This window comes from Photorhabdus noenieputensis (genome assembly GCF_018448935.1).
GTDB lineage: Bacteria > Pseudomonadota > Gammaproteobacteria > Enterobacterales > Enterobacteriaceae > Photorhabdus > Photorhabdus noenieputensis.
This window is the reverse complement of the sequence record NZ_RCWC01000002.1, coordinates 189189-202487: the sequence shown is the minus strand read 5'-3', so window position 1 is coordinate 202487 and position 13299 is coordinate 189189. Positions and strand designations below refer to the sequence as shown.

The window sequence follows — 13299 nt, the reverse complement described above, 5'->3', positions numbered from 1 at the left end:
GGTCAAGATGATGGACTTTGTTAATCGATCTCGAAATGTTCGTCAGCTATTGCTGGTCCGATTCTGATAGGTCATCTTGTTCCTGGCCTAACAGCGCCAATTCCAACAATGCATAGCGGTGCTCAACAAAGTTATGTGCGTTGTTAGCTACCGTCAGCTTGAATAACGCAGATGCGCTATCCTTGTCCCCCAGACTTAGGTAATGTTTACCTAAATAGAAGTCAGTTTCACTGAGATGCTCAGCGAGCGAAGTGTTATCCGTTGCATTCTCTTTCAAGCGATTCATCAATGTATATTCACTAATTTTGCCTAAATAGAATTCAACTATATTCCAGCCCCATTGCCCCCGGTTCGCTTTTTCGTAGTGTTGCGACAAGTTCAACATCGCCCCTTTAGGATAAAATTCTTTTTCCACCAGGTACAACCACAACGAACGGAAAGGATCATTTGGATCGTCTTGATAAAACGCCTGCAGATCATCCTGCGCTAACTTATACCGACCACCGTAATACAACGCGATGCCACGGTTAAGACGCGCGTAATTGTAAGTTGGATCAAGCTCTAATACAGAATCAAACGCTTCATAGGCAGCATCAAAATTGCTAGCCTGTGTGAAGTAAATTCCCAGATAATTAAAAATCTCTGGAATATTAGGCCGAATAGATAAGGCAACAGAAAAATCATTCCGTGCCAAAGCTCTCAGCCCGAGACTATCATACAGCACACCTCTCTCATATAAAAGCTGTGCGTACTCATCTTCTGTCAATGACCGACTCGCAAGGATCTGTTCCATGCGAGCCAGAATGACTTCTTGTTGCAATGAAGGTTGTAACGGAATAGCAAAAACTTCGTTTTTACGCCAATCCTTGCTGCTGCATCCTGCCAAAAGAAGTATTGCCACAGCATAACACCAGCGCAGAAAAAGATTCATTTCCTACTCCCGAAAGTCAGACATTAAATTAAGAATGCCCTATCACCCATATTGCATTTATTGGGCCTCCTGCCCTGAATCTATAAACGGTGCTTTCTTACAAGACACCGTTTATACCCGTCATCTTTCAAGTTGCCTCTTTGTTGGCTGCGCTCACTCACCCCGGTCACATAGTTATCTATACTCCCGGAGATTCGCTCCCTTACCGTCGCGATGCATCTTGAAATCCATTGGGTATATACATCAAATTTATTCTGCTGATTGTGGTGCCACTGGTGTATCCTCGACAATTACACCGGCTGTCGCTTCTTTAATACTCAGGCGAACACGGCCCTGGCGATCAATTTCCAGAACTTTAACTGAGACTTCCTGACCAACCTGCAAATAGTCAGCCACTTTCTCAACACGCTTATCAGCAATCTGAGAAATATGCACCAGACCTTCTTTACCACCACCGATAGCAACAAATGCACCAAAATCAACGATGCGGGTTACTTTACCAGCGTAAACACGAGCAACTTCGATCTCAGCGGTGATTTCTTCAATACGACTGATGGCATGTTTTGCTTTTTCACCATCAGTTGCAGCAATTTTCACTGTGCCATCATCTTCGATCTCGATGGTAGTACCAGTTTCTTCTGTCAGTGCACGGATAACTGAACCACCTTTACCGATAACATCTTTGATCTTATCAGGGTTGATCTTAATAGTGTGAATGCGTGGTGCAAATTCAGAAATTTCGTTACGTGGGCTGTTAATTGCCTGTTCCATTACACTCAGGATATGCAAACGCGCACCTTTTGCCTGATTCAGAGCAATTTGCATGATTTCACGGGTAATGCCTTCAATTTTGATGTCCATTTGCAGTGCGCTGATACCTTCACAGCTACCCGCCACTTTAAAGTCCATATCTCCCAAATGATCTTCATCACCCAAGATGTCAGACAGAACAACAAAATTGTCGCCTTCTTTCACTAACCCCATTGCAATACCAGCAACAGCCGCTTTAATCGGCACACCTGCGTCCATCAACGCTAGAGATGCACCACAAACAGATGCCATTGAAGATGAGCCGTTTGATTCTGTGATTTCAGAAACTACGCGCACGGTATATGGGAATTCGTTAGCTTTCGGCATGACTGCCAGCACACCACGTTTAGCCAGACGACCATGACCAATTTCACGACGCTTTGGCGAACCAATCATACCTGTTTCACCAACAGAATATGGCGGGAAGTTGTAGTGCAACAAGAAACGATCTGTGCGCTCTCCCATCAATTCATCAATGATCTGTGCATCACGTTCCGTACCTAAAGTCGCAGTAACCAAAGCCTGAGTTTCACCACGGGTAAACAGCGCAGAACCGTGAGTACGAGGCAAAATTCCAGTACGTACGTCCAATGCACGAACCATATCTTTTTCGCGGCCATCAATACGTGGTTCGCCACGCAAAACACGACTACGAACAACTTTTTTCTCTAAGCTACCCAGAATCTCATGGATTTCGCCTTCCTCTAAAGCGTCATCCTGTTCCAACAGCGCTGCCGTCACTTCCTCTTTGATAGCATCAACCTGAGCATAACGCTCCTGTTTTTCAGTAATACGGTAAGCATCACCCAGACGGTTTTCTGCCAACTCAGCTACACGGTTATGCAACGCTTGATTAACAGGTTCCGGTACCCAATCCCATTTTTCTTTACCTGCTTCCGCAGCCAACGCATTGATGTTATCGATAACCACCTGTTGTTGATCATGACCGAATACTACCGCACCTAACATTTGCTCTTCAGTTAGAATGTCGGCTTCAGACTCAACCATCAAAACAGCACCAGCAGTACCTGAAACCACCAGATCCAAACGGCTGTTTTTCAGCTCATCACTGGTTGGGTTAAGCACATACTGATCATTAATATAACCAACGCGAGCCGCACCAATTGGACCATTGAACGGAATACCAGATAATGTCAACACAGCAGAAGCACCGATCATTGCAACAATATCTGGGTTAACTTGCGGGTTAACAGAAACAACGGTCGCTACAATCTGCACCTCATTCAGGAAACCTTCTGGGAACAGAGGACGCAAAGGACGATCAATCAAACGAGCGACTAATGTTTCGCCTTCACCCGGGCGACCCTCACGACGAAAGAAACTGCCTGGAATACGACCAGCAGCATAAGTACGCTCCTGATAGTTAACAGTCAGTGGAAAGAAATCCTGACCTTCTTTAACTTTTTTCTGACCAACAACGGTGACAAATACAGCCGTATCATCCATATTGACCATGACAGCAGCAGTGGCCTGGCGAGCCATCATACCTGTTTCGATAGTAACGGTATGTTGACCATATTGAAATTTACGAACAATCGGATTAAGCAAAATAATATCCTTTCGTTAACATTGTCTTTTATATTCAGCAGACAACAATGAATAATCTCTTCATGCCACATCCTCGCGACTAACGACAGGTCTTACTCCCTTAAGCACTCTCATTAGCCGCGCGAACCTCTGTAACCGAAGAGCCTTAACAAAAACCATCACCAACATTTTTCGGACTGTTGCCATATGATGGCTTCTCAGAAGAAAAGGGGCCATATATGGCCCCTTTCCACTGAAACTTGCTTGATTAGCGACGCAGGCCAAGACGCCCAATCAGCGCAGTGTAACTTGTTACATTTTTACGCTTCAGATAGTCCAGAAGTTTACGACGCTGAGAAACCATGCGCAGCAGACCACGACGGCTGTGGTGATCTTTTTTGTGCTCTGAAAAGTGGCCTTGCAGGTGGTTAATCTGTGCAGTTAACAAAGCAATCTGTACTTCACTAGAACCACTGTCATTCGCATCACGACCAAATTCAGCAATAATTTGCGCTTTTGCTTCAGTACTTAGAGACATATTACAACTCCAAAAATATATAAACTAAAATTACAGGTGCCGATCTCTAATTCAGCTACCCAACATATAACTGCGCCATTCTACGCTGCAAATAAGTTAAGCGCAAGATAGCCCCAAATACCCTAATCCCGGCTTTCAACAACTAAACGGCGGGGAGCAACAAGCCCATCGTCATTGATAACAGCAATACCAATGAATTTCCGTTCATCACCCTCAGTTACACGTACCAAACTTTCAACCAGAGCCGGGGATTTGGCACTGCGCACCGCTTGTCCTTGTTTAAAATAAGCCGCAACTACTGGAATCAAATTAACCTCAGGGAAATGAGTAATTGCACTATCCATTGGTAATAGTAATGAATCAATTAATTCACCCACAGGTATTTCCTGATCTTTAGCCTGCTTTTGCAATTCATATAATTGCTCAAGTGTTACCATACGATCACTTGGATAATTCGCTACCTGTAAACGTCTTAAATAAATAACGTGGGCACCACAGCCTAATAATTCACCTAAGTCATCAATAATAGTGCGAATATAAGTCCCTTTCGAGCAGTGTATTTCCAATTCCAGTTCATCATCTTCCCAACGGATAAACTGTAATTCATAAACTGTAATTGGCCGTGCTTCGCGTTCTACCTCAATACCCTGACGAGCATACTCATACAATGGTTTCCCCTGATGTTTCAGTGCAGAATACATGGAAGGAATTTGCATGGTATCCCCACGGAATTTATCCAAAGCGGCATCAAGTTGAGGCTGATTTAGCGAAATTGCCCTTTCACTGATGATTTGCCCATGTGAATCAGATGTGTCAGTTCGTTGACCAAGACGAGCTATCACTCGATAACGCTTGTCAGAATCAAGTAAGAACTGGGAAAACTTCGTGGCTTCACCAAGGCAAACCGGTAGCATACCCGTTGCCAGTGGATCCAACGCGCCAGTGTGACCCGCTTTGCTAGCGTTGAAAATACGTTTTACTTTTTGTAACGCATCATTAGAAGAAATATCCTGCGGCTTATCCAGTAACAACACACCATGTATATCACGACCGCGACGACGACGCCCCATTACTTCTCCTCTTTGTGATCCGCAGAAGCCCGGCGCTGTTCGTCATTCTTCACAACATTAGTAACCAGATTGGACATTCTCATCCCCTCTACCAGGGAATTATCGTAGGAGAAAGTCAGTTCTGGTACGACACGCAAACGCATTGCTTTACCCAGCAGAGAACGAATAAAACCAGAAGCTTCATTCAATGCCTTAATACCATTCTTCACCACATCGGAATCATGTTCTTCGGTCAACACATTCAGAAAGGTGACAAATACTTTGGCATAAGCCAAATCACGGGAAACTTCAACGCCAGAAACAGTCGCCATACCGATCCGGGGATCTTTCACTTCTCGCTGTAAAATGATGGCAATCTCTTTTTGCATTTCTTGTGCAACGCGCTGAGTACGACTGAATTCTCTTGCCATTGTTATATCTCCTGACATTTGGGGGGCAAAAGCCCCCCAATAATGAAATTAACCAGTGGTAGGAATTAAGCGATAGATCGTTTAACTTCAATAACTTCAAATACTTCGATCATGTCACCAACACGAACATCGTTGTAGTTCTTAACACCGATACCACATTCCATACCATTACGGACTTCGTTAACGTCATCTTTAAAACGGCGAAGGGATTCCAATTCACCTTCGTAAATCACTACGTTATCACGCAATACGCGAATTGGATTATTACGTTTAATAGTACCTTCAGTCACCATACAACCGGCGATCGCACCAAATTTCGGTGACTTAAACACATCACGAACTTCTGCTAGTCCCATGATCTGCTGTTTATATTCAGGTGCCAGCATACCACTCATTGCCTGCTTAACTTCATCAATCAGGCTATAAATAACAGAGTAATAACGCAGATCCAAGTTTTCATTTTCAACAACCCGGCGTGCGGAAGCATCGGCACGAACATTGAAGCCTAGAATAATTGCATTAGAGGCAGCAGCCAGTGTTGCATCAGTCTCAGTAATACCACCTACGCCAGAACCAATGATTTTCACTTTCACTTCATTGGTAGACAATTGTTCCAATGCTTCGCGGATCGCTTCACATGATCCCTGAACGTCAGATTTCAGAACAATATTTAATTCAGAAACTTCACCTTCTTCCATGTTAGCAAACATGTTTTCCAGTTTAGATTTCTGCTGGCGAGCCAGTTTGACCTCACGGAATTTACCCTGACGATACAGAGCAACCTCACGAGCTTTTTTCTCATCACGTACAACAGTCGCTTCATCACCAGCCGCAGGTACGTTGGACAGACCAAGGATTTCCACTGGAATAGATGGACCCGCAGAGAACACTTCACGACCTAGCTCGTCACGCATTGCACGAACTCGTCCATATTCAAAGCCGCAAAGTACAATATCACCTTTGTTCAAAGTACCTTCTTGAACCAGTACTGTCGCAACCGGACCACGGCCTTTATCCAAGAATGATTCGATAACCACGCCGCTTGCCATACCAGAATGGACTGCTTTTAGTTCAAGAACTTCAGCTTGAAGTAAGATTGCGTCCAGCAATTCATCAATACCAATACCAGCTTTAGCAGATACATTGATAAACTGAGTTTCACCACCCCACTCTTCAGGCTGAACACCGTGCTGAGAAAGCTCATTCTTCACGCGATCCGGATCAGCTTCTGGCTTGTCAATCTTGTTAACCGCAACAACCACAGGCACATTCGCTGCTTTGGCATGCTGAATAGCTTCGATAGTCTGAGGCATCACACCATCATCGGCAGCAACAACCAAGACCACGATGTCGGTAGCTTTTGCACCGCGTGCACGCATTGAAGTAAATGCAGCATGCCCTGGGGTATCCAGGAAAGTAATCATGCCACTTTCAGTTTCAACATGGTAAGCACCAATATGTTGGGTAATACCACCCGCCTCACCAGAAGCCACTTTTGTAGAACGAATGTAATCCAGTAGAGAAGTTTTACCGTGGTCAACGTGACCCATGATCGTCACAACCGGGGCACGAGGTTCAGCTACAGCTTCACCGGTATCACGGTCGCTCATCAGCGCTTCTTCCAGCTCATTCTCACGACGCAGGATAACCTTGTGACCCATCTCTTCGGCAACTAGCTGTGCAGTTTCCTGATCGATCACTTGGTTGATGGTTGCCATTGCACCCATTTTCATCATGGCTTTGATGACCTGAGAACCTTTGACAGCCATTTTATTAGCCAACTCAGCAACAGTAATAGTTTCACCGATCACAACATCACGGTTAACAGCCGCTACAGGCTTATTGAAACTTTGTTGCAATGTGCTGGTTTTACGTTGCTTACCTTTTGTACGACCAACTGCGCGGGCTTCTTCACGATCTGCTTTAGATTCAGAATGCTTATTATTTTTCTTCTGGCGAGTAGCCTTACCGCTACGACCACGAGCACGACGATCACCTTCAACTTTAGCATCGTTTTCGTCTTCTGCAGCACGGGCATGACGGGAGGTAGTGACATGATAATCGTCATTCTCAACGGAATCTGAATCACTTGACCACTTGTCCTGATTCTCCTCAGCCATACGGCGAGCTTCCTCAGCAACGCGTCTAGCCTCTTCCTCTACCTTACGACGCATCTCTTCTTCTGCTTTACGTTTAAGATCAGCAGCTTCTGCTTCACGACGTGCTTTTTCACTTTGGGCTGTTTTGTCAGTCTGGGCTGGTTTTTGCTTATGTTCGGTATGTTGATTGGTCACTTTTTCATTTTCCGCTGCCTGGCGCTTAGCTTTTTCAGCTGCTTCACGTTTGGCTTTTTCTTCTGCCTCACGTTTAGCCTGCTCTTCAGCGAGTTTCTTCGCTGCTGCTTCGGCTTCGCGTTGCGCTTTTTCTTCTACTTCGCGCCGTGCTTGCTCTTCCGCTTCACGCTTCGCTTGCTCTTCCGCTTTAGCCTGTTCAATTGCATCGCGGTTCACATATGTACGCTTTTTGCGGACCTCAACGGCTACCGGTTTGCTTTTACCATCGGTGCCGGAAACATTCAGCGTACTACGTGTCTTACGCTGCAATGTTAATTTATCGGGTTTACCAGCCGAACCACCTTGTTCGCGGTTCAAATGTGCCAGTAAAGCTTCTTTTTCTTTCTGGGAGACAAAATCAGTTTCGGTTTTTTTAATCCCTGCATCAGCAAATTGCTGTACCAAGCGATCAACCGAAGTCTGGATCTCTTCTGCCAGTGATTTTACGGTTACATCTGTCATGCTGTTCCTTCCTGCTACGGTTTATTACGCATCATCGCCAAACCAACAGATATTTCTGGCAGCCATGATGAGTTCGCCTGTCTTCTCATCATTCAAACCTTCAATATCAGATAGGTCGTCGATACCCTGCTCGGCAAGATCTTCCAGCGTACAGATGCCACGGGCAGCCAGGTCAAATGCCAGAGTACGGTTCATACCAGTCAGATTTAACAACTCTTCAGTTGGTTGTTTATCACTGAGGCTTTCTTTCTGAGCCAGTTCCAGAGTAGTTAAAGCAGCTTTCGCACGTTCACGCAGGACTTCGATAGTTTCCTCATCAAGGCCTTCAATTTCCAGAAGTTCCTTAATTGGTACATAGGCCAATTCTTCCAGAGTTGAAAACCCTTCTTCGACTAGAACAGTAGCGAATTCTTCATCAATATCGAGATGCTTAGTGAATGTATCAATAGAAGCATGAGCTTCTGCCTGATGTTTTGCTTGTAGCTCTTCAGCAGTCATGACATTTAATTCCCATTTGTCATCACCACGGTGCTTTTTCAACAACTGCGCAGCCAGGCGCACGTTTTGACCATTACGGCCGATAGCCTGCGCTAAGTTGTTGCTTTCAACGGCAACATCCATCGTACACTTGTCCTCGTCGACAACGATAGATGCAACATCAGCCGGAGCCATAGCATTAATGACAAACTGAGCAGGATTATCATCCCACAGTACGATATCGATTCGTTCGCCGCCCAGTTCGCTGGAAACGGCCTGTACTCGCGCACCACGCATGCCAACGCAAGCACCAACCGGATCGATACGCTTGTCATTCGTTTTTACTGCAATCTTGGCGCGAGATCCCGGATCACGGGCAGCAGCTTTAATTTCAATTAGCTCCTCACCAATTTCCGGAACCTCAATACGGAACAGTTCAACCAGCATTTCCGGGCGGGAACGGCTGACAAACAGTTGCGCACCTCGTGCTTCAGGGCGAACATCATACAGTACACCACGCACACGGTCACCTGGGCGGAAATTTTCCCTTGGTAACATGTCTTCGCGAAGAATAACTGCTTCAGCATTATTGCCTAAATCAAGAGTGATATTCTCACGATTGACTTTCTTAACCACACTGGTGATGATCTCACCTTGCTGTTCGCGGAACTGGTCAACAACCATAGCGCGCTCAGCCTCACGTACTTTTTGTACAATAACCTGTTTAGCGGTTTGTGTTGTAATACGATCAAAAGTCACTGATTCAATTTGATCTTCGGTATAGCTGCCCAAATCGATTTCAGGCTCTTCAAATCTAGCCGCTTCTAGCGTAATTTCACGAGTCGGCTGAGTCACTTCTTCAACAACTAACCAACGACGGAAGGTGTCAAAATCGCCAGATTTACGGTCAATACTGACACGAACATCAATATCTTGTTCATATTTTTTCTTGGTGGCTGTGGCCAATGCTGTTTCCAGCGCCTCGAAGATCTTTTCGCGTGGAAGGGATTTTTCGTTGGAAACCGCTTCCACAACAGCCAGAATTTCTTTATTCATCCTAGTTGCCTCATCCGAACTTTAAAAGTGGGGTACCAGGTTCGCTTTCTGGATGTTGCTCAGTGCGAACACTTCATCTTTTCCATCCACCGTAACCGTGATCATTTCGCCGTCGACAGTTTTGATAGTGCCCAGCCATTTACGACGGTTTTGCATTGCTATACGTAAAACCAGACTGACTTCCTCACCAATAAAACGCTGGTAATGTTCAGCCGTGAACAATGGACGCTCTAAGCCAGGTGAAGAAATTTCCAGGTTATAAAGCACTGAAATAGGATCTTCGACATCCAACACCGCACTGACCTGGTGGCTAACATCAGCACAATCATCAACAGTGATACCATTCTCACTATCAATATAAATCCGCAGTGTAGAAACACGGGCACGAATAAACTCCAAGCCGACTAACTCAAAGCCTAAAGCTTCAACTGGTGCTGAAATCATCGCTGTTAATTTTTGCTCTAATGTGGACAAGCCCACCCCCAAGACATAAAAAAAGGGCTAATTAGCCCAGTAGTTCTGTTGTCAAATAACAAAAAACCCCGAAATTCGGGGCTTTATGCAACTGGACCCTATTTGCTGCCAGTGGCTTCAACCACTCACTTCATGCCCCTTTAAATCAGAATCAATATTTCAAATATTGCTGAATTATTTCGTTCAAAAAGGTGCATCTTAATTTAAGAAGTGGTTGCGGGAGCCGGATTTGAACCGACGACCTTCGGGTTATGAGCCCGACGAGCTACCATGCTGCTCCATCCCGCGTTCGAAAACGTGGCAAATATTACGCTGATAACTGCAAAAACACAAGCTATCCGAATAATGGTACCGAGGACGGGACTTGAACCCGTAAGCCCTAGTGTGGGCACTACCACCTCAAGGTAGCGTGTCTACCAATTTCACCACCTCGGCACTACATGAGGCTATCGCTGATTAAACAGCCCCATCTCAATTCTTTCTATGATGATTACTGCGGGATATCACTATTTGGTGCTGCTGGCACCGCCGGAATCTCCATTGATTTCTCAACTTTAGCAGGCTCGCCAATGTTTTCCCACTTGCTGCTTGTACCAGTTTGGTTACTGGTCAGATTACCAAGCACCAAGCTAATAACGAAAAACAGAGTACCGAAAATCGCAGTCATACGGGTCATAAAGTTACCAGAACCCGATGAACCAAATAGCGTTGCAGAGGCACCCGCACCAAAGGAAGCACCCATATCAGCACCTTTACCTTGCTGTAGCATAACCAAGGCAACTAGCCCGATAGCAACCAGCAAGAAAACAACTAAAAGAGCTTCATACATATGTCGTACCTATGTCCTCGTGGGGTTTACCACAATCTATGTGGTTACCTTATACCGCATCACCCACTCAAACAGGCTAATCACCTGACTGAGTGGGTCTGAATACTAACCAAACCACATCTGATACGCAAGGTTAATTTCAATAATCAGAATCACTTGAGGAAAAAAACAACAAATTAACCCGCGAGTTTCACTGCATCAGCAATACGATGAGCCAAGGCCGTGACTTGTACATCATCTTCACCCTCTACCATGACTCGAATCAATGGCTCAGTACCAGATTTACGTAACAATACCCGTCCACAACCATTTAATTCAGCTTCAACAGATTTAGTAATATTAATTACATTTTCCGATTTAAGTGGATCGTGTGAACCGGAGAAACGAACATTTACCAGTACCTGTGGCAAAAGTTTCATACCACTACACAGATCGTGCAAACTCATATGGTTACGTACCATAGCGCTCAGAACCTGAAGGCCAGCAACAATACCGTCACCCGTAGTGGTTTTATCCAGCAAGATAACATGACCAGAATTTTCGGCACCTAAACGCCAGCCTTCTTCCTGCAATTTTTCCAGCACATAACGGTCACCCACTTTAGCACGCAAGAATGGGATACCAAGCTGTTTCAATGCCAGCTCCAATCCCATATTACTCATCAGCGTACCAACAACTCCACCACGCAGTTGTCCTTGTCTCAATGCTTCACGGGCAATAATGTAAAGGATTTGGTCGCCATCAACTTTCTGTCCTAAATGATCAACCATAATAACGCGATCACCATCGCCATCGAATGCCAGGCCAACATCTGCCTTCTCTTCTACAACACGTTGCTGCAATAAACGAACATCGGTAGCACCACATTTTTCATTAATATTGATACCATTCGGCTCACAGCCAATCGTCACAACATCAGCCCCTAGTTCTCTGAGTACATTTGGGGCAATGTGGTAAGTCGCACCATTAGCGCAATCAAGTACAATTTTCAATCCATTAAGACTTTGCTCACTTGGAAATGTACCTTTACAGAATTCAATATAACGACCCGCAGCATCCACAATACGATTTGCCCGTCCCAACTCTGCGGATTCCACGCAAGTCAGTGGCTTTTCCATTTCAGCTTCAATCGCCTCTTCCACATCATCCGGCAGTTTCGTACCGTCAATAGAGAAGAATTTAATACCATTATCATAATAAGGATTATGAGAAGCAGAGATAACAATTCCAGCTTCAGCACGGAAGGTACGAGTCAAATAAGCAACAGCAGGTGTTGGCATAGGACCAGTGAACGAAGCCGACAAACCAGCCGCAGCTAAGCCTGCTTCTAAAGAAGATTCCAGCATATAGCCAGAAATACGGGTATCCTTACCGATAATAATTTTACGAGAACCATGACGAGCCAGTACCTTACCCGCAGCCCAACCAAGCTTTAACACAAAATCTGGCGTAATTGGGCTATTGCCCACTTTGCCACGGATACCATCAGTACCAAAATATTTACGGTTACTCATAATTTCTTCTCTTCCTTTGCTGAAAGTGTTGCTTCGACAATTTGCATCGCCTGCACGGTTTCTTTGACATCATGTACCCGGATAATTTGCGCTCCTTGCATAGCAGCGATAACAGCGCAAGCTACACTACCGACAACCCTTTCTTGTGGTGGCACATGAAGTAACTGACCTATCATAGATTTACGTGACATTCCTGCCAGCACAGGTAAACCAAATTGATGAAATTGGTTTAAATGTGCCAGTAACTGATAATTATGCGTCAAGTTCTTGCCAAAACCGAAGCCCGGATCAAGAACAAGTTTATCTTTTGCTATTCCTGCCATCACACAACGTTCAATTTGCTCAGTAAAAAATTGTTTCACTTCACTTAACAAATTTTCATAATGTGGCGTATCCTGCATCGTACGTGGTTGGCCCTTCATATGCATCAAGCAAACGGGTAATCCAGATTTAGCCGCGCTTTCCAAAGCTCCAGGCTCTTGCAATGCACGAATATCATTAATCAAATGGGCACCAGCTTTCGCTGACTCACTCATCACCAATGCTTTCGAGGTATCAACAGAAATCCAAATATTAAATCGTTGAGCTAAAGCCTCAACAACCGGAACAACACGATCCACTTCTTCCTGCTCACTGACTTCATCAGCTCCGGGACGGGTAGATTCCCCTCCGATATCAATGATCGCCGCTCCCTCGTTAATCATCTTTTCAGCATGTCGTAAGGCCATATCCAGAGTATTATGAGCACCACCATCAGAAAATGAATCTGGAGTCACATTCAAAATACCCATTATTTGTGGGCGAGAAAGATTGAGAACATTATCTCTGGCTCTGAGTTTCATTGTTG

The 13299-nt window shown here is 45.0% G+C and carries 11 protein-coding genes and 2 tRNA genes; all 13 read right to left on the bottom strand.

Going from position 1 to position 13299, the window contains the following annotated elements; translation table 11 throughout:
• Positions 1 to 46: 46 nt before the first annotated feature.
• Positions 47 to 931: a lipoprotein NlpI gene (gene nlpI / locus EAE91_RS03020; protein ID WP_011148600.1), complete on the bottom strand. Its 885-nt coding sequence runs from the start codon at positions 929 to 931 to the stop codon at positions 47 to 49.
• Positions 932 to 1180: 249 nt separating this feature from the next.
• Entirely contained in the window at positions 1181 to 3310 is a 2130-nt protein-coding gene (pnp, locus tag EAE91_RS03015) for a polyribonucleotide nucleotidyltransferase (RefSeq protein ID WP_214087187.1), read from the bottom strand.
• 247 nt (positions 3311 to 3557) lie between these two features.
• Positions 3558 to 3827 carry a 30S ribosomal protein S15 gene (rpsO, locus tag EAE91_RS03010; RefSeq protein ID WP_015836102.1) on the bottom strand — a complete coding sequence of 90 codons (270 nt, stop codon included), beginning with the start codon at positions 3825 to 3827 and terminating at the stop codon, positions 3558 to 3560.
• A 122-nt stretch (positions 3828 to 3949) separates the two neighbouring features.
• On the bottom strand, positions 3950 to 4897 hold the full coding sequence (gene truB, locus EAE91_RS03005; RefSeq protein ID WP_214087186.1) for a tRNA pseudouridine(55) synthase TruB: 948 nt from the start codon (positions 4895 to 4897) through the stop codon (positions 3950 to 3952).
• Positions 4897 to 5307 carry a 30S ribosome-binding factor RbfA gene (gene rbfA / locus EAE91_RS03000; RefSeq protein ID WP_049585104.1) on the bottom strand — a complete coding sequence of 137 codons (411 nt, stop codon included), beginning with the start codon at positions 5305 to 5307 and terminating at the stop codon, positions 4897 to 4899. The genes truB and rbfA overlap by 1 nt, the downstream gene beginning before the upstream one ends.
• A 65-nt stretch (positions 5308 to 5372) precedes the next feature.
• Positions 5373 to 8102, bottom strand: a complete 2730-nt coding sequence (infB, locus tag EAE91_RS02995; protein WP_214087185.1) for a translation initiation factor IF-2 — start codon at positions 8100 to 8102, stop codon at positions 5373 to 5375.
• Positions 8103 to 8126: 24 nt separating this feature from the next.
• The gene (gene nusA / locus EAE91_RS02990; RefSeq protein WP_011148606.1) at positions 8127 to 9635 is read right to left on the bottom strand and encodes a transcription termination factor NusA; all 1509 of its coding nucleotides are present in this window, start codon (positions 9633 to 9635) and stop codon (positions 8127 to 8129) included.
• 21 nt (positions 9636 to 9656) lie between these two features.
• Positions 9657 to 10109, bottom strand: a complete 453-nt coding sequence (gene rimP / locus EAE91_RS02985) for a ribosome maturation factor RimP (RefSeq protein ID WP_146110678.1) — start codon at positions 10107 to 10109, stop codon at positions 9657 to 9659.
• Positions 10110 to 10320: 211 nt separating this feature from the next.
• Positions 10321 to 10397, bottom strand: a tRNA-Met gene (locus EAE91_RS02980).
• Between the two features lie 58 nt (positions 10398 to 10455).
• A tRNA-Leu gene (locus EAE91_RS02975) sits at positions 10456 to 10544 on the bottom strand.
• Positions 10545 to 10599: 55 nt separating this feature from the next.
• Positions 10600 to 10938 (bottom strand): preprotein translocase subunit SecG, encoded by a 339-nt coding sequence (gene secG / locus EAE91_RS02970; protein ID WP_214087184.1) that lies wholly within the window; start codon positions 10936 to 10938, stop codon positions 10600 to 10602.
• A gap of 176 nt (positions 10939 to 11114) precedes the next feature.
• Positions 11115 to 12452 carry a phosphoglucosamine mutase gene (gene glmM / locus EAE91_RS02965; RefSeq protein ID WP_214087183.1) on the bottom strand — a complete coding sequence of 446 codons (1338 nt, stop codon included), beginning with the start codon at positions 12450 to 12452 and terminating at the stop codon, positions 11115 to 11117.
• Positions 12449 to 13294: a dihydropteroate synthase gene (gene folP / locus EAE91_RS02960; RefSeq protein WP_214087182.1), complete on the bottom strand. Its 846-nt coding sequence runs from the start codon at positions 13292 to 13294 to the stop codon at positions 12449 to 12451. The genes glmM and folP overlap by 4 nt, the downstream gene beginning before the upstream one ends.
• Positions 13295 to 13299: the final 5 nt, after the last annotated feature.

Excerpts from the sequence above, each read along its gene's own strand:
- nusA (WP_011148606.1), bottom strand. The coding sequence starts at position 9,635 with ATGAATAAAGAAATTCTGGCTGTTGTGGAAGCGGTTTCCAACGAAAAA.
- nlpI (WP_011148600.1), bottom strand. The coding sequence starts at position 931 with ATGAATCTTTTTCTGCGCTGGTGTTATGCTGTGGCAATACTTCTTTTG.
- infB (WP_214087185.1), bottom strand. The coding sequence starts at position 8,102 with ATGACAGATGTAACCGTAAAATCACTGGCAGAAGAGATCCAGACTTCG.
- rpsO (WP_015836102.1), bottom strand. The coding sequence starts at position 3,827 with ATGTCTCTAAGTACTGAAGCAAAAGCGCAAATTATTGCTGAATTTGGT.
- secG (WP_214087184.1), bottom strand. The coding sequence starts at position 10,938 with ATGTATGAAGCTCTTTTAGTTGTTTTCTTGCTGGTTGCTATCGGGCTA.
- glmM (WP_214087183.1), bottom strand. The coding sequence starts at position 12,452 with ATGAGTAACCGTAAATATTTTGGTACTGATGGTATCCGTGGCAAAGTG.
- rbfA (WP_049585104.1), bottom strand. The coding sequence starts at position 5,307 with ATGGCAAGAGAATTCAGTCGTACTCAGCGCGTTGCACAAGAAATGCAA.
- truB (WP_214087186.1), bottom strand. The coding sequence starts at position 4,897 with ATGGGGCGTCGTCGTCGCGGTCGTGATATACATGGTGTGTTGTTACTG.
- folP (WP_214087182.1), bottom strand. The coding sequence starts at position 13,294 with ATGAAACTCAGAGCCAGAGATAATGTTCTCAATCTTTCTCGCCCACAA.